Consider the following 23,374-nt stretch of genomic DNA (forward strand, 5'->3'; position numbering starts at 1 on the left):
ACTTCAAAATAAAATAAGATTCGTTGAATCCTATATAAGAAAGGGAGAACATAGATGTTAGAAGCATTTTTTCATGGTTTTATTCTTGCATTAGGGCTGATTCTTCCTCTTGGTGTCCAAAATGTTTTTGTTTTTAATCAAGGGGTACTTCAGCGACGTTTTGCTCATGCGCTACCAGTCATCATAACAGCTTCTTTGTGTGATACTCTCTTAATCCTAGTATCTGTTTTGGGTGTTTCATTTGTTATTTTAGGCTCGTACTGGATAAAGATGATTTTAATTGGGGCAGGTTGTATTTTTTTAATCTATATGGGATGGACCACATGGAATAGTAAACCAAGTAGTGAAAGGGAAGTAAGTGCGAATAAATTTTCTTTAAAGAAACAAGTATTGTTTGCAGCTTCAGTTTCCTTACTCAACCCTCATGCCATCATGGACACTGTAGGTGTAATCGGAACAAGTTCATTAAGATACCAAGGGGAAGATAAAGTAATCTTTGCTTTTGCTTGTATATTGGTTTCATGGATTTGGTTTTTGGGGCTTGCACTGATTGGTCGAATAAGTGGAGAACTTGATAAATCCGGAAAATTTTTGTTGATATTAAATAAAATATCAGCCCTAGTAATGTGGGGGGCAGCAGTATATCTTTTGTTTACTTTAATTAGTAAATAGCACGAGTTTTGGGTTGTAGTGAAGTAATGTACTCGTTAAAAGGGCAGGGGAGTTGAAACGGGATTTACTTGCAATAAAACACATTACTATCTCAACATGCCCCTGCTCTACATATTATTACCCCAACGATCGATTAGAAAGATCCTCTACACTTTGTATGAAAGACTGCAATTCGTCTATAAATATTTTTGCAGCTTTCCCCATAAATTTGTCCGTTCGATAGATGATGCAAATATCCTGACTTGGTGTAGGATTGAGTAGCGATACGGCAGAAATGTTATCACGTTTCAGGTAATCAAGCAGCAGTCGCGGAAGAATTGCCGCTCCTATTCCTTGTTCAACTAAAGACAGAAGTGTTGATAACGTTGAGGTTACAATGGAATTGTCTATAGTAATCCCTTTTTCTTTACAACTAGAATGAACTACCCTTGAAATCTGGTGCTCGGGACCGAACATTACTAGTTTAAGTTGCTGTAATTGTTCAAAGGGAATCGCCTTTGACTTCGCAACGGGGTGATCTGAATGAATAGCCAAAGCAAACTCCTCATGGAACAAAGGGATGATTGAGATGCGAGGATCAGGATTCGTAGGGACAATGGTAACTCCTAGATCCCTTGTTCCGTTGACAACCTGTTCATACACATCCACGGTTTCCGTAACGCTAATGGAAAGTTTGGGATATGTACGGTGGAAATTGATCAACAATGTATCAAACAGCAAATCTCCGTCTCCTGGAAGAATCCCAATGTCTAGCATGCCGCCTTCCATTCTCTTCAGATCGGTAATCGCTCCCTTTATATAGTCGATACGATCGAAAATGATTTCACTTTGCTCCAGCAAGATCTTTCCTGCTTCTGTCAATGCAATCCGCTTGCCAATACGGTCGAACAAGGGCATCCCGAGCTCATTTTCCAAAAATTTAATCTGCTGACTCAAATTAGACTGTGTCGTGCATAGGTTCTCGGCCGCCCTTGTGAAATGCAATTCCTTACAAACTGCGGCAAAATACTCAAGCTGTCTAAATTCCATCCCCTACTTCCCCTTCCCCTTTTTAATAATTGATCTTCATTCTTTATTATAATAGATGACCTATTTTATTCCAGTTAATCATTACTGAAACCGATTAATTAAATCGGAATCTCGTGATTGTTGCTTGTTGAAGAGAAAGTTACACTTTAGATGTGAAAGCAAAACAATTTAACGGGAGGAATTTTAATTATGGAAAAATCGATTATTACTACTGGAAAGGTTCTACGTCAAATCTTGATTGGTCAGCTTCAGAACATTTCGGAAAATCAATTTGATATTCAAGCGAAAGGTTTCAATAACACGATTCGCTGGAATCTAGGTCACATAGTGTACTGGATGGATAAATACTCGCAGTTATCATTCGGACTTAAATCTGACATTCCAACTGAATACGAAATGCTATTTGGGTCCGGAACCAAACCTTCGGAATGGACTACTACGCCACCCTCGAAAGAAGAGCTGCTTGAACAATTAAAGGCTCAGCTTATCTGTTTCTCAGAGCTAACACCCGAAATGTTGGATATGAATCTGGAATCACCATTTATCATGGGACCATTCCAGTTCGTGTCCTCCGGGGAGTTGTTTAACTTCGCTCTGATGCATGAGGCTATACATCTTGGGGTTATTTCGAGCCAGCTTAAAGCAATCCAATAAAGGTAATAACATGCCAGCTCTAAAAAAGGAGATTGATGCTATATGAAACCGGATCAAGTCCTACTTCAATACTTCCACAATTTAGTGGATATGGATAAGGCCCTCAGTTATGTACACAAAGACGCTACGTTTATCGCTGCATTCGAGAAGGAGTCAGATAGACACCATTTTTATGGGACTTATTACGGGGTAGAGGGTGTAAGGACGCTATTATCCAAGTTCCAGAAAGATCTAGATACCCAGGAATTCGAAATCAATAAGGTACTTGCTGATGAAACCACAGCTTTAGCTTGGGGAAGATTTAAGCATCTGATCCGTCCTACCGGAAAAATGTTTGAAAGCTATTGGGCCGTGGTTTGCGAAGTGGAAGATGGCAAGATTAAGTATTTCCGTGGTTTTGAAGATACTGGGGCCTTGGAGGCAGCATTTTTAGTAGATTAATTTTTCCTGGTAAGCATTAATAGGGGGATTATCATTAATAAAAAAACAATTTCAAGGGTTATGAGAATTTCTGCGAATAAGAGAGCACACGAGTGATATTCGTATCCTACCGAGGGAGTGAAAGTAAGAAACAAAAAAACTGCTTAATGTATTAAAGAAAGGCGTATTTTGCTCGACGAGATCTTTGTCCTGCGGGCAGGTACGTTCTACCCCGGATACCTTGATTATACGAACGTGCTCAGGTTAGTTTTTAAACAGGAAATAATGGACTAATCCATAGCATATGAATGTGTATTAAGTTTTACCTAAAAACAAGCACGCTACGAAAAAGTAGCTTGCTTGTTTTTAGGTATTGAGATGTTGCGTAGATGGTTTAATGTATTTAGTCAAAAGCCAACGTGATATTGGTCCAACAATTAGTAATTGCGATGGAAGAGCCACGATAAAGTTTAAACCAACAGTTTTAATGTATGCGCTGAAAACGGAACCTTCAATTCCTGTCATAATAGCCGTTAAAATAAGTCCATATATCGACATAATAAGAACCATCATAGGGACCATGCAAAAAGCAAGCGCCACAATAAAGTTGAGTTCTTTAGATTTTTCATAAGGGAGAGATAATGCAATTTTGCGTGCTCTCGGTTCTACTAATGATTCCGTGACAAAAGCAAGGAGGAATATTATGACAAATTGAACAATTCCTCTACCAACTGTAAAAGATGAAACTCCGTGTAAAATTGTATTGTAAACAGACATAATAAGAACCATTCCAAAACACATAAATAACCCGAAAATTATGCCCTCTTTTTTATTATTTGGCAATTAAAACATCCTTTCTTTCAGAGAATAATGTAATTATATAGGTTCAATTTTTTTCGCATAAGTGACATGTTTGTGAACTTTATATTAGTCTAACTAGTCTGTGTTTTTCGGGTGATCGTCTGCCCGCAGATTTTCCACATCCAAAGCAGGATTTTTAGAGATGTTGTCGTATTGCATTTTTATACGATAGTGAATAGTATTTTAGTTTTACTTATCATTTGTTTTGCATATACATACCAACAGCCAATATAAACAACTGGGAAATCCACAGATTATACAGCTTTGTGTTTGCAATCTCCACCAAAAAGATTGGGAATAAAAGCCGTGGATATAAATTGGGATGACATTAGGATGGGGAAATTTTCTATTTATAAACGGTAACGCTGAAAACTAAAAATGGAAAAGAGCTAACTGTTTGGATGGAAGTGTATAAGACAAAACATATAGTATTTTTATTTTGTGTCACGAAATTATTTGGAGGGATGAACATGGAATACCGTCGTTTAGGAAGAACAGGATTAAAAGTGAGTGAAATAAGTTTAGGGAGCTGGCTTACATATGGTGGTTATGTGGAGGAAGAAAATGCTACAGCTTCTATTGATAAGGCTTATGACCTTGGGATAAACTTTTTTGATACTGCCAATGTTTATATGCAAGGGGGAGCAGAAATTGTAGTCGGAAAAGCCCTAAAGAAGTACGTACGTGATTCCTACGTTTTAGCCACAAAGGTATTCTGGCCAATGGGTGATGGGCCGAATGATCGTGGGTTATCCCGAAAACATGTAATGGAACAATGTCATGCGAGTCTAAAACGTCTGAACACCGATTATGTGGATATTTATTATTGTCATCGTTTTGATCAGGAAACGCCACTCGATGAAACATTGCGGGCTTTAGATGACCTTGTGCGCCAAGGAAAAGTATTATATATCGGGGTTAGTGAATGGACAGCTGAGCAAATTACAGAAGCGGTGCATCTTGCAGACAAAAAGCTCCTTGACCGAATTGTAGTGAATCAGCCACAATACAGCATGCTTGAACGGTATATTGAAAAGGACATCATCCCAGTATGTGAAAAACATGGTATTGGCCAAGTCGTTTGGTCTCCTCTTGCCCAAGGTCTTTTAACTGGTAAATATCAGAAGGGTTCTCAGGCACCTGCAGGAAGCCGTGCATCACAAGAAAAATACAGTAATCTTTTTGGATTACTAACGGAGGAGAATCTCGATAAAGTGGAACTACTAAAAGAGGTCGCCAACGACAATGACATGTCACTTGTCACCCTCGCACTATCGTGGATTTTGCGACAACAAAATGTCTCCAGTGCTCTTGTAGGGGCGAGCCGCCCTGAACAAATAGAGGAAAATGTAAAAGCATCAGGTGTAAAGTTAAATGATGAAACACTCGCTCGAATTGAGGATATTTTAAGATAAGGATCTGTAAAAAATTAGGTAATACCTTTTCACTATGAGTTCTTGTTAGACTAAAGAGTGCAAGAGTCAAAGAATCAGGGTTGCTGCGGCAATCCTTTTTTTTGTTAGGGTCTGTTATAACTGAATGTTGATTTTACCTTTTGAAAAATAAACGGAAAATTTCCGTTTAAATTTGGAAATACTCCTATTTCCCTAAAAATAAGGGGAGGTTTTCCGGTTATCTTATCCAAATCCTTGGATTTTGTCCTATTTTAGAGAAGTTAATCGGAATATTTCCGCTTATATCTGCTTCTTAAGCCTCCCTTATATGCATTAGCCGGAAATTCTCCGCCTATGAATTCTCATACCTAAACGAAAATCAACAATGAAAAATAATAGAGCCTTTTATTAATAAGCAACCGCGGCAGGTTTGTTGAAGAAGGGAAATAGATGGGGAACTAGTGGGAAAGCTCAAATACATCGAAAAAACTATTATATAAAACAGGACATTTGTTAGTATATGGTAAAATATATATATATAAAATGATTATTAAAGGAGGCTAATTGTTGAGAAAAATTTTGGTGATGTCCGTAATTTTAGTTTTTGCTTTAGTGGGTTGTAGTTCAAGCAATATGTCGAATGATAACATTAAGGCAAACAAGGAAAAAAGCAAATCCAAGGTTTCAATCAATAATAATACCACCACTAAGACTAGCCATAATAAATCGAATGGGGCATCCAAGCTGCCTCTTAGAAAAGATGGGAAATGGGTTCAACTGGGAGCAAGATTATATTATCTACAAGGAACTGTTAAAGGGATTAAAAAGAATAGAGACGGAAAAAAAGTATTAAATTTACTTGTAGAGAAAGCATTTCAAAATTCAGCATCTGGAGCGAAAAACCCATACAAAATCGGAAAAATATACTCCTTTATTATAAAAACAATGCCTTCTATGGATCTGAATCAAAAAAGGGTAATTATTTACGGAGGGCAAGTGACCTCAAACGACCAAGATAATTTTATCGGTGCCAAAGTGGTTTATTTTCAATCAAAGAACAAATTTGTTGATTTTAAAGGTAAACCTGCTATTATTCCGCCAAAAGATTATCCTTATGAATTTTAACTCATTGGAATACGTGTAATATGGGGGCCTTGAACTGATAATCTTTTAAAGATTAAAAGGTCTTATTCAACTAAACGGGGTTTTAGTTGAACAATCATATCTTTTAAAAAGTAACCCTTTTAGGCTTGAATATGGTATTGTACCAAACCCAAGCCTAGGATTTTAATTACAATTTAATAGATTGGTAAACTATTGTTCGTAAAAATTTCTAAAGTATCATCAATTTCTTCTGTGATTTCCACGTCCCTGGCTCAGTGTTATCCCTGCATGTCTTTCCTAATCCATAACTTTGAAAAATTGATCCACCCAAAAGAATCAAATGATACGCCATTGAGTGCAGGGTGATACCGAGAAATCTTATTCATGTGATAGCCAAATAAAAGCCATTCCTCATCCAGAATTTTCTGTTCAACTTTATCAATAATTTTATCTCGCTCCTCCGCGGAAGGTGTTTGAACAAACTGGAGAAGCAATTCATCCAGCCACGAATGTTGCTTATCACTCAAAAATCTTCGCAAGAAGCTCGATTCATTCTGAAACAAATTGAGATAACCCCACTCCGTATCATCTTCAAGCGATTCACAAATGATCAGCAAATCGGCTTCTTCATCCGCATTTGTTAAATAGTAATTATCAAAGGAAATGGGGTGTAGGGTTATAGTCAATCCGGCAGCTTCACAGCGCTGTTGCAGCCACCGGGCATCATCTACGAATTCCTTTTTGTCCAAATAATACAGTTTTAATGTTTCGCCGGAATACCCGCTTTCCCTAAGATAGTTCTTTGCCAAGTCAATCGGTGACCGCTCATAGTCGGCCTGTTTACTTTTAACGGGCAAAAAGCTGTTCGCCGGGGAGATGCGATTCTCTGCCAATTCTTCGATGATCGATAACCGATCAAAAATTAGTCTCATCGCTTTTCGAAAATATCGGTTGTGATGGATTCCTTTTTTTCTGAAATTGAATACCACAAATTGACTGCCATCCATTAAATATTCAATTTCGGCTGCCTTTTTCTCTCCTTGCCCGCTCCAATCGGGAAGCTGATAAAGATCATCCTGGATGTCTTCAGGAACAAACCACAACTCAACCCGGTCAAGCAACGCCCGCTCTCGAAAATAATCCTCATATGCCTCCAGGACAAGCACTTGATTTGTAAATTCAGTCATTCGAAACGGCCCTGTTCCAATGATGCCACTTGAAGAGAAAGTGACGTCATGAGGAAGGACGTACATATAGAAGGAACTGAGAAAATGGAGAAACAATAAATTAGGCTGGCGTAAATGAAAGGTTATGATAAAGTCTGATGGTATTTCAACATGGATCACTTCTTCATACTGCCACCGTGACGGAGATTGCAATTCCTGAAGTCTTTGAAATGTATATAATACATCCTTGGATGTCAGAAGCTTTCCGTTATGAAAGCGGACCCCTTTTCGCAAATAAAACGTCCACTGGCTCCCATCGTCATTGCTTTCCCATGAATGTGCAAGTCCCGGTATGAATGTTTTTTCCTTTGGGTTGAACACCAGCAATGTGTCACATATTTGTTGAAGCAAAAAGGCTTCTGTCGAGGTGGATACAAATGCTGGGTCCAGAGAGTCCGGTTTACGTCTCATGGTGACCCTTAACACATCGACTGTAGTGGCATTAGCGCGTTCCACCTGAAATCCAAATCGGTTCTCAAGGAAACGGTGGAGCTTGTGACGTAAAGGCAGGGGAAGATCTTTAAGGTAGAGGATGTTCATGGCTTCTTTTATTTTATCTTTCACCAATAAATCCTGAAAGTGCCCGACTGCTACTTCATTAAAATCCCTTAAAGGCGTCATCTGTGAGGGATGTCCTCGACCAACCCCGCCTCGCCACTGAATAAATCCGTCCTCTGCTAATTTGCGCAATATCAGTTTGACATTTCGTGGGGTGCAGTACAGAACATTCGCCAATTCGCCGATGGTGACTGAAATAGTCTCGCCTTTTTTCGGAAGTGTCGGCAGTGATAACAAGATGCTTAAATACTGTTCGGAGGATATCATCTTTTCCCCCCTCCTTTTTAAAAAAGGTGAAATTTCTGATTAAATCCTACCCTTTTTATTCCTCTTTTACAATATAAAATTATAACTATGTTAGGAAAAGGGAAAGCGCTTTTGAACTATTAAAGGAGGAAAATGATATGAAATATAGAAAATTAGGTAATAGTGGACTGCTTGTATCGGAATTGTGTTTAGGTACGATGATGTTTGGAGATCCAGCCAGCGAAGAGGAATCGATTCGAATGGTGCATCATTTTCTGGATGCAGGCGGTAACTTCATCGACACGGCGGATGTTTATGGTAATGCTGAAACAATTGTCGGTAAGGCCATTCAAGGACGAAGGTCAGAGGTCATTCTTGCAACCAAGGCTGGATTGAGCACAGGCAGTAGCCCTAATGATAGAGGCAATTCCAGAAAGCACATTTTAGACTCCGTTGATGCAAGTCTTAAACGGTTGAATACCGATTATATTGACTTATATCAGTTGCATGTCTGGGATCAATTGACACCGATTGAAGAAACGTTAAGGACTTTGGATGATCTCGTTGCGTCCGGCAAAGTCAGATACATTGGATGCAGCAATTATCTCGCATGGCAACTGATGAAATCACTTGCATACAGTGATGCGAAAAATTATATCCGATTCATTTCCATCCAACAACAATATAGTTTAGTGAATCGAGAGATGGATCGTGAACACATATCACTATGCCTCGATGAAAATGTTGGTATTATCGCATGGGGTCCACTGGGCGGAGGTTTACTAACGGGCAAATACAGTTCTCTGGACAAGCCTGATTTCGGCCGGTTCTCATTGGAGTTAAATGGCGAATTTGCTATCAATAACAAGTTTACTCCGAGAAATTTCAAAATTGTAGAAGCGGTAAATGACATTGCGCGTCAAACGGAAAAATTGCCTTCACAAGTGGCATTAAATTGGTTGTTGGGTAAAGAGGGAATCACATCCCCAATCGTTGGCGCAAGCTCCCTTTCTCAACTCGAACAGAATATGGGTGCCGTTGGTTGGGCGTTAACCAAGGAACAGTGGGAGCATTTGGATCACGTCAGCCGTCTGCCCGATGAATATCCGACACGCATGCAAGAAAGATTTAGTCGGACTTCTAACAGTTAATTAAAATAACCAGGTCCCAGGGAACACTAACCATGCTCAAAAGGGTTAAGGATGATGTCCATGGATAGTAAAGAGGATAAGATCGAAGGACGGATTCTCATAAGAACTTAGAATATTGGTTATGAGCGCTTATTTAGAGGACCAACTCAAGAAGTAAAAAATTTTAAAAATAAATTTTTTCCTTGTCGATTTCATCAATATATATTCGTTGTATTGATAGAAAGGCAATTTTAAATAGAAAGGTTGTTAAAAATATGGGAGCACAATTAAACGCTTATTTGATGTCGGAGGATGCAAGGAATCAAGCTAATTTTTATGTAGAGTCACTTGGAGGAGAAATTCAATCACTTAGAACATTTAGTGAGGCTCCAGGTACACCGGAGGCGATGAAGGATAAAGTCATGCATCTTGCTTTGACGGTAGCTGGAAGCAATATGCTGATGATCTCCGATTCTTTTGTACCGGTATCCGGCAGCCGAAGTATCAGTCTTGCTTTGACCTACGATAATGAATCTGAAGCAAGAGAGGCTTATACCAAGCTTAGTGAGGGGGGAGAAGCCAAGTATCCTTTTGCTTTACAGCCATGGGGCGCATACTATGGAGAAGTTGTAGATAAATTCGGTGTTACATGGATGATTACTAAACCGTAAAGTAGCAAGTTAATAAATTATACTGTTCTACTACCATTTGGATATAGATACTTAATGAAGTGAATATATATTGAAAAGGAAAAGAATACCTTATCCTCGGTAAATAGATTATGGAAGTGTTGTGTAGCAGTAGGGTTATTTCATTATTTCGTTAAGAGCTAGATTGTTAAATAAAACCGAGTGTTTTAGGACAGAAGTTGAATGTAGATTTATGCATGGTATTTGATTTAAAAAGGAGGTCGTTCAATGGCAGTAAAAATTGCACGATGGATCATGTTGTTTTGTGCTTTGAGTGCAATCATTGCTTTCATCAGCGGTTTTGAAAATGTTGTCGCAGCCTCAACTAATCAAAAGATTGTTGAACTATGGAGATTGCTTGGGTTTATTGTCTTTGCAGGTATTTTTACATTATTAGCTTTTAACCCGACCCGTTATGTTGGAATATGGGAACTGGTAATATTTCATAAACTTGCCATGACGGTCTCTGCTTTAGTTCTTATGAAAGACAATGCTGAAGGGGCAGGATTTATTGGATTGATTGATGGCAGCCTGGCTGTCCTGACAATCATTGCTTATTTTTTATCTAAAGGATATGCATCTTGGGGATTTTTCAAAAAAAGGGTGGAGTTATCGAACAACATAGGTGCAAAATGATTAACTTTTATAAAGTGCTATTTTGCTCAATCTTTTTTCAAAATGGATTCTTTTAGATATACGAGATATTTTGGATCAAACTTTATTTCAAAGCAACAAAAATATAAGCTTTTTAAATCTGCTGCCATAATAGGCAGTTTTTTTATTTAATTGCTCTGTTAAAGATAAATGTTGATATTTGATGATTGTCCAAAACCTTGATATAATCAACATAAGAACAAACGTTCGAGAATAGATTTGAAATGGACAAAGCGTTTAGTAACTTGTTAAGTATATCGACAAATTACCCCATACTAAAAAAGAACGAATATATCAATGGGTTAAACGCTATGTTGACCCTACCTCTTCTGTCGGTGGTCGGCTAATTAACGAAATGCGGGAAACTCGTTTTAAAGATGGGTTTGAGTGTCCACATTGTTCTTCTGAACACGTTGTTCGGTTCGGCAAGGTAAAAGGTCGTCAACGCTATCGTTGTAAAAGTTGCCGTAAAACTTTTACCGATACTACTAATACTGTCCTTTATCGCACCAGAAAAGGTGATGAATGGATTACATTTGTGGATTGTATGTTCAAAGGTTATTCCTTGCGAAAATCGGCTGAAATTGTAGAGGTTACTTGGGTTACGCTTTTTTACTGGCGACATAAACTGCTATCCGCATTGAAACAAATGGATTTTGACCATTTTGAGGGTATCGTTGAAGTTGACGAGACCTATTTCTTTTACTCGCAAAAAGGGCAACGTGGCATTACAGAACGGAAGCCTCGTAAACGTGGAGGAAAATCCAAACACAGAGGAATCAGCCACGAACAAGTTTGCGTTCTTGTCGCAAGAGACCGTACAAAAGCAACTGTCTCCAAAGTTTCTTGTATGGGTCGTATTGTGAAGCCAAAAGTTGAAAAAATCATTGGTTCTAAACTATCATCCGACAATGTGCTTGTAACTAATGCTTGGAGAGCCTACAAAACCTATGCGAAAGAAAAAGGATTGGAGAATTACCGAATTAAGTCAGATGATGGAAAGTACGTTATTAAAGGCTTATATCATATTCAAAACGTGAACAGCTTTCATTCTCGAATGAAAAAATGGCTTGACCGTTTTAAAGGTGTCGCTACAAAATATCTCGACAATTACCTTGCTGGGTTCTTGTTTATAGATAGTCGTAGTAACGAAAGCACAAAGCAACACATTAAAGAACTTCTGCTAACATCATTTGTATTTGAAATGACAGAGACTTATGATAGTTTACGTCAGTCCAAATTTCAGGTCAGTTGAGCCGATAAATAGTAACTATGAGGTGTTGAAATGCAGTTAAATGACTTTATGCACGAAAATTACCCCAATTTAGAGCTTAGACCACCTTTATTTTATAGTTGGGATATTGGGATTCGTTTTGAACTTGGTGTAGAGTGGAAAAGAGAATATGATTATCCAAACAACCCATATGTATTGGGGTGTTATAAGAGGGCAATTACTTTATTTGAATCCCTACATTCTCCAACTGAGGATATTTTTGTCGTGATGGATGTCAATGATTTTGATAAAGGGAAAAACCTTAAACATCAGTTAAATAATTTTCCTAAATATGTAAATAAATCAATGCAATTTAAATTGAAACATCAAGCATTGCCTTATATTTTTCCAGAAGATGATGAAGAAGGCACATACAAAACTCACAGATTTACTCTAAAATGCAAAACATCAGATTTTAAATATGTTCCGTTGTTAAAGGCAATCTGTAATCAAGACTTGGGTTTGAAACCGAGCATTTTTCACAGAGTTTACTTCATCAATATCAATAGGAAAACTATCTTTCACGTTTACGATGACAGAGGTTGTGATTTATTGGCAACTTCCCCCGCTACAATAAAAGATATTTATAATAAACACAATGATTGGATTTTAGACTATGACAGACCTGAAATTGATAAGGTATTTAATTGAATTATTTAAGGGAAACGCCCTAAACAAGCGTCTCCCATTTTTTTATGGAAAAATCACCATTAAAATTTAACAGAGCCTATTTAATAAAAAGATTGCGTTGATCAAAGATGAAGGGACCCAAAAAGTTAGACACAAGGTTACGGCGAGTTACAGGATATGCTTTTTTCATAAGGCTCCTAAACAGTATCATTTTTTGACACGATTAAAGGTTATGATATAACCATCAAGTGAAGGAGAAAAAGTCATTTGATAAATTAAAAAAAAGGAAGGTTTTGAATATGACAAATTATATTCTAGAAGAAAAAGACAGCTTTACTGTTTTAGGTATTGGAACGGAGCTGAAAAGCCATTACACTGATTTTGCTGGCATAAACAAGGAAAAGGCAGACTTTTGGCAGACCGTCAGCCAAGATGGAACACTTGACACTTTAAAGGCGGTAGCAACAAATGACTACATTTTTGCCGTGAACGAAGCGGTGAATAACAAGATGATGCATTATGCTGGTGTCATGACAGAGGAAACATTACCAGAAGCATCAAGAATTATCGAATTTCCTAAGGGGGAATACTTAGTTGTGAAAGGGGAAGGGAACACAGCAGATGAGTTAAGTAATAAGCTTGCTGGAATTGCCTTTGGTCAAGTCTTGCCGGAAGCAAAGGATTTTGCCTATGTTGGCGGGCCAAATACAATGGTGGAGATGGGGCAGAGAAACGGCTTAGTATATGGTGAAATGTGGATTCCTGTTGTGAGGAAATAAAATGATAAAAGGAGAGACGGAATTGTCCTATATTGTTGATTTTAAAAATGTGTCTACGGTTGGTTTAGAGACTTCACCTGTAGCAGAAGCGCTTGCTGGTTTACGAGCTAATGAAGCCCGTTACTTTATGAACAAATACAAGCATGAATTCACGGTTGTGCCAGCTAACGAAAGTCAGGAGACCCTTGATTATGTGAACCGAATTTTGAAAGAAGAACGTGATATTGAGTTTGCGGCAAAACCTTTAGAAACGTCACGTTTTCAAGTGGAAAATATCAAAATAGCCTATGTCTTTTATGAGGATGGTCTTTCGGTCAACGTTATGTATACGGTGGATGACCCTAAGAAGCGAGCTGTTGGTTTTAAGCTTTCTGAGGGGATGGAGGTACCGAAAGAGTTAGAAGGGAAGTTTAAGTTTGCTAGGCAGAAATCAAAACTAGCTGGAACCATTCGGGGATCGTATTTTGTGATTAAAGGAGAATATTAAATCCCGAGTGCCTTTTCATCATTGAAATTAGTGAAAGCTATTTTCTCACTAGGTAAAAAATAGCTTTCACTAGCTTGCAAACGCAATGGATGCAGAGATTTTCGTTGATTACTTTTTTTTGCTAACTTGTCAAATATCTAAAAAAATAGATAAACAGGATACTATTTGTTGTCAAATGGAAGAATAGCTTTTCAAGCATGTGAAGAATTGTAAGAACAGATGGTAATTCATTTTTAAATTAATGATTAAAGGATGGGATCAAGGATGAAAACAAAAGGGAAAAAGATTGCTTACTGGACAGTCACCTCACTACTTGTATTTGCTATTTTGTTAAGTGGTATCGGGCAACTCATGCAATATGGAGGAAACGTGGAGTTAGTGACGAATATTGGTTACCCATTATACATCTTGACTATTCTCGGGATATGGAAAGTACTCGGAGCCATCGCACTTGTAGTGCCAGGCTTTCCACGGCTTAAAGAATGGGTTCACGCTGGAATCTTCTTTTTAATGACTGGTGCGGCTTTATCTCATGTGTTTGCTCATGATTATGGTGATTATGGGTTTAATATTATTCTTCCGCTTTCATATGCTGCACTCAACATCGCTTCATGGGTACTAAGACCGCAAAGCCGAATCTTAGGGAGTTTGCTTCTAAATACTGAAAAACATGCAAAAAGACAAAGTCTAGTCTTCAAAAGAATCAATGCATCTGAGTAATATAGATTTACACTTGAGTTAATATGTTATCGACACTGCATCTTAAAAATATTGTTAAGCTATTTAATATTGAAATTTCTGTAACGTAGTAAATCCGTATTTACAACGCTAAGCATGTTTCCAAGAAGATTTCCACATTTTTAACTCTACAAGTTTCTTTTACAAACAGAAAGGTCCCGTAATTTAAAATGATTAATAAAAATAGCACAACTTAAAAAACCATTATTTTTCTTAAGTTGTGCTGAATACTTTTGTGAGATTAATATTTTCTCATGTTGCAATTACTATTTATCAGCCACAAGTTTTATTATTTTCCCATTATCATCTTTGACGGCTATTGCATCTGATTTATCTATTCCATTAATCCGATAAAATTCCGTTCCTTTCGGATAAATATTTGAAGACATATCTTTACCGTCTTGTTCTTTTTTAAGGTAGTACTTCACCTCTCCAATTTTTTCCCCGAGATTCTTACTCTTAATTTCTTCATTAGTAACTTTATAATTTACGTCATTGTATCTTATAAATTCAAACGCCCAAGATGTAGAAGAACTACATCCCATTAAGAAAAATACAACAATAATTACAGAAAAGAAATATCTCATTAACTTCCCCTCCTTTTTTAGAATAATATATCATTTTACTATCAAAGTGCTCTAGGTGATAAGAAAGGGATTTTTACGACTTAAGTAAATAGAATAGAGATTTTTCAAAAAAGGTTTATGTTATTAATCTCCAACGAGCAGTTTAGTGCGAAGAAGGGATATTAAAGCTTTTAGAGAAATATTTAAACATGAGAATCTACAAATAAATGGTCTAAAAAGAGATATTAGGACATCTTTAAAACTCAGCAATAAATATTGCACCTGGAAAAAGGCGAAGAACGGTAACGATTAAGGAATGAATGTGCCCGTTGTGGCAGAAAAAGCATAGCAACGGTAACAATCAAAGCAAGAAAGTGCACGTTGACTCAGAAAAAGCAGAGTAACGGGCAAATGGGAAATAACGAATATAAAACATTAGAATGTTGTTTAGCAAAGAATAAGCTTGAAGATGTTGGCACATCAAAGTGATATGGAGGTATTTTATGCTTTCTGATTATGAATTAATGGAACTCCAAGTAAACGTTCTGTTTAACCACGATGAATTCGGTGGGATGACATGGATTAACGAACCTGGAACTAAGAGTGCACCTCGAATCTTCCTCGGCATCACAAACCAAGGTACTGTCGAAAGATATCATCAGGCACTTCATGAAGATGTTAAAGACGAGTTAAAACGGATTGTTGCAAAATCCCCATGGGTGGATGCGCCTAATAGAGTAAACTTGGCTGAAATTATTAGCGTTTTAAGTAAAGATAGACCAATAGAGAATGTCTATGCAGGACCTGCGTATGTATTCCCTGAATTAAGAGGAGCTTCTACGCATGCAGTAAGGATTACGCATGAAAATATCGGACTATTAGAACATCATTTTCCTGACTACTTCGATGACGTCAAAAATGGTCAACCGATGTTTGCAGTTGTCCAAAATCAAGTTGCAGTATCATTGTGTTGCAGCGCAAGACAAACTTCAGATGCTGCTGAAGCGAGTTTGCATACTGCTCAGAATTTTCGTGGGAAGGGGTACGCTTTGGAGGTTTGTACTGCGTGGGCTGCCGAGGTGCAAAGTCAGGGTCGAATTGCTCTTTATAGTACTGCTTGGAATAATCTTTCATCTCAAGCTGTTGCAAGAAAACTACGGCTAAAGCAGTATGGCGTAGATTTACATTTTAGCTGATAAAAAAAGAGGGGGTGGATGATATGTTAAAATCAAAGGTCTTTTCTTATAACAATACTAATGTTATTCCTATTATCTTTCTTTATAGTTCAAAAAAAAGATGTGATTTTTCAAGAAGGAAACCCCATTCCGTTAGCTGTAGCTATGTCTAAAATGATTTTTCAAAATAAAGAAATAGATGAGGTAAAAGGAACAGAGGAAGTAAATGGGATTTACGGATATTTAGTAAACGGGTGGCGTTTTATAGAAAAAAACGAGATTTCAAATGCTTTAGTATTTAAAAAAGGGAATGAATATGGAAAAGAGTGGATATAAGAAATTAAGTAAATAATAGCATTAAGCCTAGAAGAAGGTTTGATGCTATTTTGTAATCGGTGAAAATGCAGATTCAAATCTTATTGCAGTTGTGGAACTTTTTCTTCTAGGCAAAAGCGTTTTTCATTCTGAATGGTAAGTTATTGTTTAAGTTTATGTATTTCACGGCCCATAGATTCCAGAATATAGACAACAGGTACTTGTGTAGTAATATTTGCTCCTTCATTAAATTCCTCGGTTACAAAATAGGGAATATTAATATCGGAGATTTTTGCAATGGTAGAAAGTTTATTGTTGGTAATACTAATAATTTTACTTCCCTTTTGTTTAAGTTGGTTAAGATGTGTCACTGTAAAACTGTTTTCTCCTGATACAGACAATGCAATGGTGACACTATTAAACATAAGTTTAGATTGAATAGGAAAGAGAGGATCTTTAATATACATCGAAAATTTCCCTAAGCTAGAAAAATACCTTGCTCCATATTCCGCGAGAATACCAGAACTGCCGATTCCAATAAAAATGACATTATCTGCTTTGGCAACCTGAATTGCCGCATCCTTAATTTTTTCGTTTATATCCCCTTTTAAGGTCCGCTCAAAGAATTCAACGAGTGAATGTTGAGCACTTTTTATTATCTGCTTTTTATTCTCGCCCAAATGCATTTTCAGTTTTATTTTAAATTCAGAAAAACCTTCGCAATTTACTTTTTTACAAAAACGTAATATTGTTGCTGTCGATACATGGGTCTCATCTGCTAATTCACGAATTCGCATATAAGCTACTTTATCGCTGTTTTGACAAATAAAATGGTATATTGAAGTTTCTAACTCATTGAAAGAACTAATCACTTCGCTTGAAAACATAGTATGTCCATTCTCCTTGTATCTAGAAGATTAGTAACCTCATTTTAACACAATTCACACTAAGTTACATGCCGTTACATTTTTGTAACAGGTGACTTCCTTTGGTATTAAAAACAGGATGCTCTAAGAGTATTTTCCGACTTTCCTAATCCAGTTATAGTATAGATAATCGTTATAGATTTTTTAACATTGGGGGGAGAATCTCATGATTAAATTAGTGTTAACGGATATGGACGGAACTTTCTTGAATAACAGCGGTGACTTTAATAGGGATTTGTACAAGGAAGTTAAAAAGATAATGACTGAAAAAGGAGTTGCTTTTGCTCCAGTTACTGGCAAGCAATGTGAACGAGTAGAAGAGTTATTTGGTGACGATGCCAATGATTTATGGATTTTAGGTGATAGTGCAGCTCGAATCAAGCATAACGGAGAATTCGTCTATGAATCTCTGCTAAGTAATAAGTTAGGACTGGAAATTATCCGTTTACTTGAGGAAATAAGCTTGGAACATACTATTATTGCATGTACTAGAAATGGTGCAGTAATAAAAGATACTATCCCTCAAGAGGAAGCAGCTATTGTCAGGATGTCTTATGCTCAAGTAAGGCAAGTTTCTGATTTTAATGAAATAGTAGATGACTTTGTTAAGATTACTATTCATGATCCTTCGTTTCATTGTTTTGAAACCAGAGAAAAATTATCTCCGTTTTTTGAATCCGCTTATATTGTTGCTTCGGATGCTGCTTGGATCGATATAGCGAATGTCAATGTTCATAAAGGTACTACGGTTGAACACCTACAGCGTTTATTAAATATTACTTCTGAGGAAACAATGGTATTCGGTGATGGCTATAACGATTTAGAGCTAATGGCTTGCGGTAAATTCAGTTTTGCTGTCCGAAATGCAGTGCAAGAATTAAAAGATGCAGCAAATTTTATTACCCGTTCAAATGAGGAAGACGCTGTATTAAAAACGATTATTAGTATGTTATCACTACAATAAAGTGATCATGAGTGGGGGGATCGGCAAGAGCCATTTTCTTTGGAAAACAAGGTGAGCTTAGGGAACGAACCATACAGCATCAATTGCAAAGGGCCAGTGCCTTAAACATTATCAATAATGCCATCAGTATATGGAATACCTTACATCTAACAAAGGCAGTTGAATATCAAAAACAGGCTGGTAGTTTTAATGAAGAATTATTGCACCATATGTCGCCTCTAGGTTGGGAACATATTAATTTGCTAGGAGAATACCATTTTAATCCCGAGAAAATAGTCTCATTAGATTCTTTAAGACCATTGAAATTTTCTTAACGTTGTTAAAAAAGGGGGAATCGTCCCGAAAATGTGCTTAGCGTTGTAAATCCGCATTTTCCTGACGGTACCCCTATAGGAGTTTTTTTATTTGATTCATTATCGAAGGATATTGGAAATACATCATGACAACATCAGTCTGAGAGGCATCGCCGCAAGTACGGGTAACTTTCGCCCAAAGGTAACAGAGGTCATTGAGAAAGCTAATGTGAAGGGTTTAGAGTGTCCCTTGGAGGATGAAATGACGGATAAATGGATTGAAGAATTTCTCTTTCCAGTAATGAGAATGGCAGTACTGCCAATGAACACATCAGCCAAGATAAGTGCAGTACGCGGCCGTAATCTCTGAAGCATGAGAAGAATTAGACCTAGTACAGCATAAAGTCTTAAGATATCGCCATGAAAAAAGTAAAGCATGCACGGTTCCAAGAATAAATAGTCCGATCATCCTGCGAATAATACATGGGGCGAACCGCACCCCTCTACGAACCATTGATTCCATCTGCAGCGGGAAGCTGTATCCAAACAAAAACGAAAATAGCAGTTAAAATTTAGTATTGATAAACAATGTCTAAATCCAAGTTTTGGCATGATAGTCCAGTTGTGAAAGCAGGGTTTTCTACTCCAAAAAACGAATAAACCGAGGCAAATAGACTCATATTGACTTACTAGTATCCCAAACAGTGCTAAATCACTAACTGCATCGATATCAATTGGAAAAAAATTTCAAGTAAACATTGGAATCTGACCCGGTAAAAAAATCAAAAAGTGAACCGCTTCTCGGTGTTCAACTTTATTTAAAGTGGATATGAAGAGAGGAAGGGTTAGATGAAGGATACTGGCTATAAAGAATTGCTTAAATATCATAATTATTTATTTGTATTGGTTCTAAACATGTTGTCGGGATTTGGTTTCGTTATATTTCAAGTTGTACTTTATTGGCTAGCATATAAAATGTCAGATTCGACTTTACAAGCTGCCATTGTCGTTCAAAGTAGTGCGGTTCCGTATTTATTGTTTGGTCTCATTGGGGGTGTGTATGCGGATAACTGGAACAAGAAAAAAATCATTATTTGGAATCAAGTTGGCACTGGATTCATTTTATTTACCATTCTTATTTCTTATATGCTTCATATTGAATCTATTTGGTATATAGCAGTAGCATCGTTTCTAATCGTTGCGTTTCGCTGCTTCTACAGCCCTGCGATCAGAAGTCTTGTATCAATCACACTGCCAGAGTCGTTATGGCTAAAAGGGAATTCTATTTTTCAATTAATTCTTCAGTTATCAAGGTCGCTAGCCCCTGTTATTGGGGGTATTTTAATAGCATCTTTTTCAATGGAATGGATATTTTTTTTCATTTGCATTTTATCTCTCATCCCACTCGTATTTGTGATATCTTTGAAAGTAGAGCGGGAGAAAAACTCTAAAAAAATTCGTGTTTTAAAGGAATTGCAAGAGATGTTCACGTTATTACAGACAAAAAGAATGATGTTTCTGTCTATTGTCTCATTTGGCGTTGTATTGCTATTTTTTACTGGTATGGAACGTCTCGGACTCCCTATTATTTCCGACCAACAGTGGCAAATGGGAGCGAAAGGATTTTCGTTGATTCTGACACTTTTTGCGGCTGGAAATGCAACTGGAGCTATTCTATTAGGAAAATTGGAAATAAAATCGAATTATCCGCAATTTATCATGGTTGGTTGCATCCTATGGGGATTTGGCTTAATGGGTGTCGGACTTTCACCAACCATTTTGATTGCAGCAATTATCGCATTATTCACTGGAGTAGCGGAAGCCTTTATAGACCTTCCCATGGTGTTAATGATTCAGAAATATACACCCGAAGAACAGCTGGGAAAAGTGTTTAGTGCATTATCAACAATCGCTTTTATTGGCGAAGCGGGAGCTAGCTTATTGGCAGCGTTTATGATTGATTGGACGGGAATTCATTTTAGTTTTGTAATCATGGCTATTTCGATATTGCTCATATGCAGCCTTTCTCTATTTTTTATGCTCATTATTCGAAAGGAGAAAGTAGAAGAAAAACATGAATGAGTTGTTCATAACTATAAATCGTAATTCTCGAGAGCCTTTATACGTTCAAATTTATAAAGGCATCAAAAAAGAAATTATAGAAGGAAACATACTAACGAATACGTCACTGCCTTCTATTAGAAAAATGTCAGAGCAATTGCAGGTTAATAAGACCACACTTGAAGCAGCGTATGACCAGCTTATTATAGAAGGGTTAATTGAAAGCAAGCCACGAAGCGGACATTACGTCAAAGAGATAGATATAGGGTATTTTAATACACATGAAGGCAATGAAGTCTTAACAGTAGAAAAAAAGGTTGAGAGTAATTATAAATATGATTTTAATATAGATCATGTCGATGTAGAAAATTTTCCAATATCAACGTGGAAAAGACTAACAAATGAAGTCTTGAGTTATGGAACCAATCATATTTTTAATACAGGAAATTCACAAGGTGAGCTTGGGTTAAGAAGGGAAATTACATCGTATGTCAGGAATTCAAGAGGGGTTCGTTGTTCTGAGGAGCAAATTATTATTGGGTCACATTCGCAAATTTTACTTTGGATGATTTGCAATCTTATTGGTCTTCGCGGAAAGACGGTTGCAGTTGGCGAGCCAGGATATCCTCACGCTACCAATATCTTTGAAAGCTTTGAATGCAACATTGCACCTGCTGTCATTGAAGGTGATGGGATGAATGAAGAAGATTTGAAAAGGTCAGGAGCAAGTCTTGTATTCACTTCGCCTTCTTTTCAATTCCCGTTTGGCAACATTATGAAAATTCAAAAGCGGATTCATTTACTTAAATGGGCAGTTCAGCACAACGCTTATATCGTTGAAGACGATTACTTGTCAGAGTATCGGTACTCAGGCGAGTTAATCCCTTCTTTGCAAAATTTGGATCAACACGAACGTGTCATTTATATGGGCACCTTCCATGGCACAATACTGCCAGCCATAAATATAGGTTATATCGTTTTGCCAAAGCATTTACTTGCAAAATATCATCATAGTCAATTTGAATTACAGCAAACAACATCGAGAATCGCACAAAAAACACTTGAATTATTCATGAGGGACGGGCATTGGGAACAGCATCGATTCCGGATGAAAGAAATATATAAGAAAAAATACAAAGTTACCTTAAAAGCGATTAAAAAGTGTTTCAAAGAAAAAGCGATCGTGCTAAAAGGCCAAACGGGTCTACATATTGTGATGCAGGTAATCATAAATCAAAGTGAGCAAGTTTTACTTCAAAAGGCAAGGGATGCGAACATTCACCTAGATAGCTTAAGTGATTATTGGTACAGAAAAGAGAACAACCCATTTAAGCATCCCGTCTTTTTAATTGGTTTTGGAGGAATGTCGATTGATCAAATCGAAAAGGGGATCTCGGTTCTTTACAACACCTGGTTCAATTAGAAAGGGTGCCTGTCACTCCTCGAATTTTCTTGTTTCACAAGATTGTTCCACAGATTGGGGTCCCGTTTTAAAAAAATCGTACGCTAAGTACCTGATCTCATAAAAAAGTCGATTTCCTTTACGTTCAGGATCAATCGACTTTTATTTTTTAAGTATTACCCTTATTTATTGCTTGAAACAGTCTAGTTATACCTTCTTCAATTTCGTCATTGTTTAGATGTCCATAACCCAAAATAATTTGATTAGGATATTTTCCCTTTTCAATTGCATGTTCTTCAACTGGATAAATTTTAACTCCAAATTGTTCAATTTCTTCAAGTAATTCTTTTGAAAAATGTTGTGCCTTAAATTCAACCATGAGGTGTAAGCCTGTGGAGTCACCCAAAATATTAATCTTATTCGAAAATGTTGTTTTTAAACAATTGATAAGAAAATCTCTCCGGCATTTATAAGTCTTCTTCATTCTTGAAATATGCCGTTTCAAATGGCCTTCCTTTATAAAACGTGCAAGGATAAGCTGATCTAAAGAAGGCGTATGCAGATCCGAAAACCATTTTAGCTTCCGGCACTGTTCAATGAGCTGTATAGGTAGAATCAAATATCCCATTCTGAGAGCGGGTGATAAGATTTTGCTGAATGAACCAATGGATAATACACGTTCAGGGTCCAATCCCTGTAATGAAATTTCTCAAGATGAACCAATCATTTCCGAAATAGTCTTGTAAAGTATTATTGGAAAAAAGAGCGTTTAATAAAAACAAAAAGGAGTAAGTTATGTGCCGAAACATTCGAACATTATTTAATTTTGACCCACCAGCTACCGATGAAGAGATTCGCGCAGCATCTCTTCAGTATGTAAGAAAGATAACGGGTTATAACAAGCCCTCAAAGGCGAACGAGGAGGCGTTTAATCGTGCAGTTAATGAGATTGCAATGGTTAGTAGAGATCTATTGAACTCACTGGTAACCAATACCGAGCCACGCAATCGTGAGGTCGAAGCTGAGCGTGCTGGTATCAGAGCAGCTAAAAGGTATGGAACAAATTAGAGGACTAAAGAATAGAAAAAGGGAAAGCTTTTTTGAATTTTTCATTATCCCGCAATCGGG

23 protein-coding genes and 4 pseudogenes are annotated in these 23,374 nt (G+C 37.1%); 21 read left to right on the forward strand and 6 right to left on the reverse strand.

Features of this window, described 5'->3' with window-relative positions:
• Window positions 1-54: 54 nt before the first annotated feature.
• Window positions 55-672, forward strand: coding sequence for a LysE/ArgO family amino acid transporter (locus tag AN964_RS03790; protein ID WP_055738434.1), 618 nt, complete (start codon window positions 55-57; stop codon window positions 670-672).
• 117 nt (window positions 673-789) lie between these two features.
• Here AN964_RS03790 and AN964_RS03795 read toward each other — a convergent pair whose 3' ends face one another.
• Window positions 790-1,701 carry a LysR family transcriptional regulator gene (locus AN964_RS03795; RefSeq protein ID WP_055738435.1) on the reverse strand — a complete coding sequence of 304 codons (912 nt, stop codon included), beginning with the start codon at window positions 1,699-1,701 and terminating at the stop codon, window positions 790-792.
• 189 nt (window positions 1,702-1,890) lie between these two features.
• On the opposite strand from AN964_RS03795, the gene AN964_RS03800 reads away from it, so the two are divergent.
• Together AN964_RS03800 and AN964_RS03805 are read left to right on the forward strand one after the other, a co-directional pair.
• On the forward strand, window positions 1,891-2,355 hold the full coding sequence (locus AN964_RS03800) for a DinB family protein (RefSeq protein ID WP_055738436.1): 465 nt from the start codon (window positions 1,891-1,893) through the stop codon (window positions 2,353-2,355).
• Window positions 2,356-2,397: 42 nt separating this feature from the next.
• Entirely contained in the window at window positions 2,398-2,796 is a 399-nt protein-coding gene (locus AN964_RS03805; RefSeq protein WP_055738437.1) for a nuclear transport factor 2 family protein, read from the forward strand.
• 345 nt (window positions 2,797-3,141) lie between these two features.
• Here the strand turns inward: AN964_RS03805 and AN964_RS03810 are convergent, their stop codons facing one another.
• A complete protein-coding gene (locus AN964_RS03810) occupies window positions 3,142-3,618 on the reverse strand; it encodes a DUF2798 domain-containing protein (protein WP_055738438.1) in 477 nt (158 codons plus the stop codon).
• A gap of 488 nt (window positions 3,619-4,106) precedes the next feature.
• Here AN964_RS03810 and AN964_RS03815 point away from each other — a divergent pair, with 488 nt between their 5' ends.
• Together AN964_RS03815 and AN964_RS03820 are read left to right on the forward strand one after the other, a co-directional pair.
• A complete protein-coding gene (locus AN964_RS03815) occupies window positions 4,107-5,051 on the forward strand; it encodes an aldo/keto reductase family protein (RefSeq protein WP_055738439.1) in 945 nt (314 codons plus the stop codon).
• 546 nt (window positions 5,052-5,597) lie between these two features.
• The gene (locus AN964_RS03820) at window positions 5,598-6,155 is read left to right on the forward strand and encodes a hypothetical protein (protein WP_055738440.1); all 558 of its coding nucleotides are present in this window, start codon (window positions 5,598-5,600) and stop codon (window positions 6,153-6,155) included.
• Between the two features lie 257 nt (window positions 6,156-6,412).
• On the opposite strand, the gene AN964_RS03825 is transcribed toward AN964_RS03820, so the two are convergent.
• The gene (locus AN964_RS03825) at window positions 6,413-8,185 is read right to left on the reverse strand and encodes an SgrR family transcriptional regulator (RefSeq protein ID WP_055738441.1); all 1,773 of its coding nucleotides are present in this window, start codon (window positions 8,183-8,185) and stop codon (window positions 6,413-6,415) included.
• Window positions 8,186-8,322: 137 nt separating this feature from the next.
• Here AN964_RS03825 and AN964_RS03830 point away from each other — a divergent pair, with 137 nt between their 5' ends.
• The 8 genes and pseudogenes from AN964_RS03830 to AN964_RS03865 form a co-directional block, all read left to right on the forward strand.
• Window positions 8,323-9,315 carry an aldo/keto reductase gene (locus AN964_RS03830; protein WP_055738442.1) on the forward strand — a complete coding sequence of 331 codons (993 nt, stop codon included), beginning with the start codon at window positions 8,323-8,325 and terminating at the stop codon, window positions 9,313-9,315.
• A 254-nt stretch (window positions 9,316-9,569) separates the two neighbouring features.
• Window positions 9,570-9,965 (forward strand): VOC family protein, encoded by a 396-nt coding sequence (locus tag AN964_RS03835; protein ID WP_055738443.1) that lies wholly within the window; start codon window positions 9,570-9,572, stop codon window positions 9,963-9,965.
• Between the two features lie 246 nt (window positions 9,966-10,211).
• On the forward strand, window positions 10,212-10,619 hold the full coding sequence (locus tag AN964_RS03840) for a hypothetical protein (RefSeq protein ID WP_055738444.1): 408 nt from the start codon (window positions 10,212-10,214) through the stop codon (window positions 10,617-10,619).
• A gap of 242 nt (window positions 10,620-10,861) precedes the next feature.
• A pseudogene (locus tag AN964_RS03845) lies at window positions 10,862-11,892 on the forward strand (IS1595 family transposase).
• Window positions 11,893-11,922: 30 nt separating this feature from the next.
• Entirely contained in the window at window positions 11,923-12,561 is a 639-nt protein-coding gene (locus AN964_RS03850; RefSeq protein WP_302466628.1) for a DUF3885 domain-containing protein, read from the forward strand.
• A 278-nt stretch (window positions 12,562-12,839) separates the two neighbouring features.
• A complete protein-coding gene (locus AN964_RS03855) occupies window positions 12,840-13,319 on the forward strand; it encodes a GyrI-like domain-containing protein (RefSeq protein WP_055738445.1) in 480 nt (159 codons plus the stop codon).
• A gap of 22 nt (window positions 13,320-13,341) precedes the next feature.
• Window positions 13,342-13,806, forward strand: coding sequence for a DUF8821 family protein (locus tag AN964_RS03860; protein ID WP_055741126.1), 465 nt, complete (start codon window positions 13,342-13,344; stop codon window positions 13,804-13,806).
• A gap of 252 nt (window positions 13,807-14,058) precedes the next feature.
• Window positions 14,059-14,448: pseudogene (locus tag AN964_RS03865) on the forward strand (DoxX family protein); the annotation flags it as partial.
• Window positions 14,449-14,810: 362 nt separating this feature from the next.
• Here AN964_RS03865 and AN964_RS03870 read toward each other — a convergent pair.
• On the reverse strand, window positions 14,811-15,131 hold the full coding sequence (locus tag AN964_RS03870) for a hypothetical protein (protein WP_055738446.1): 321 nt from the start codon (window positions 15,129-15,131) through the stop codon (window positions 14,811-14,813).
• 464 nt (window positions 15,132-15,595) lie between these two features.
• Here AN964_RS03870 and AN964_RS03875 point away from each other — a divergent pair, with 464 nt between their 5' ends.
• Together AN964_RS03875 and AN964_RS03880 are read left to right on the forward strand one after the other, a co-directional pair.
• Complete coding sequence (locus AN964_RS03875) at window positions 15,596-16,306, forward strand: GNAT family N-acetyltransferase (protein ID WP_152982348.1); 711 nt, start codon at window positions 15,596-15,598, stop codon at window positions 16,304-16,306.
• A gap of 60 nt (window positions 16,307-16,366) precedes the next feature.
• Window positions 16,367-16,621 (forward strand): hypothetical protein, encoded by a 255-nt coding sequence (locus tag AN964_RS03880; protein ID WP_055738448.1) that lies wholly within the window; start codon window positions 16,367-16,369, stop codon window positions 16,619-16,621.
• A gap of 140 nt (window positions 16,622-16,761) precedes the next feature.
• Here AN964_RS03880 and AN964_RS03885 read toward each other — a convergent pair whose 3' ends face one another.
• Window positions 16,762-17,487 (reverse strand): MurR/RpiR family transcriptional regulator, encoded by a 726-nt coding sequence (locus tag AN964_RS03885; RefSeq protein ID WP_055738449.1) that lies wholly within the window; start codon window positions 17,485-17,487, stop codon window positions 16,762-16,764.
• 205 nt (window positions 17,488-17,692) lie between these two features.
• Between AN964_RS03885 and AN964_RS03890 the strand changes: the two genes are divergently transcribed.
• From AN964_RS03890 to pdxR, 5 genes and pseudogenes are all read left to right on the forward strand, one after another.
• Window positions 17,693-18,490 (forward strand): HAD family hydrolase, encoded by a 798-nt coding sequence (locus tag AN964_RS03890; protein ID WP_055738450.1) that lies wholly within the window; start codon window positions 17,693-17,695, stop codon window positions 18,488-18,490.
• Window positions 18,491-18,501: 11 nt separating this feature from the next.
• Window positions 18,502-18,804, forward strand: a pseudogene (locus AN964_RS03895) (Tn3 family transposase); the annotation flags it as partial.
• A gap of 91 nt (window positions 18,805-18,895) precedes the next feature.
• Window positions 18,896-19,153: a hypothetical protein gene (locus AN964_RS03900; RefSeq protein WP_235950622.1), complete on the forward strand. Its 258-nt coding sequence runs from the start codon at window positions 18,896-18,898 to the stop codon at window positions 19,151-19,153.
• A gap of 479 nt (window positions 19,154-19,632) precedes the next feature.
• Complete coding sequence (locus AN964_RS03905; protein WP_055738452.1) at window positions 19,633-20,865, forward strand: MFS transporter; 1,233 nt, start codon at window positions 19,633-19,635, stop codon at window positions 20,863-20,865.
• The gene (pdxR, locus tag AN964_RS03910; protein WP_055738453.1) at window positions 20,858-22,267 is read left to right on the forward strand and encodes a MocR-like pyridoxine biosynthesis transcription factor PdxR; all 1,410 of its coding nucleotides are present in this window, start codon (window positions 20,858-20,860) and stop codon (window positions 22,265-22,267) included. Before AN964_RS03905 ends, pdxR begins: the two co-directional genes overlap by 8 nt.
• Before the next feature lie 148 nt (window positions 22,268-22,415).
• Here the strand turns inward: pdxR and AN964_RS03915 are convergent.
• Window positions 22,416-22,949, reverse strand: a pseudogene (locus AN964_RS03915) (aminotransferase class I/II-fold pyridoxal phosphate-dependent enzyme); the annotation flags it as partial.
• Between the two features lie 92 nt (window positions 22,950-23,041).
• Here AN964_RS03915 and AN964_RS03920 point away from each other — a divergent pair.
• On the forward strand, window positions 23,042-23,314 hold the full coding sequence (locus AN964_RS03920; RefSeq protein ID WP_055738454.1) for a DUF2277 domain-containing protein: 273 nt from the start codon (window positions 23,042-23,044) through the stop codon (window positions 23,312-23,314).
• The last annotated feature ends 60 nt before the right edge of the window (window positions 23,315-23,374 follow it).

This window comes from Heyndrickxia shackletonii (assembly GCF_001420715.1).
Lineage (GTDB): Bacteria > Bacillota > Bacilli > Bacillales > Bacillaceae_C > Margalitia > Margalitia shackletonii.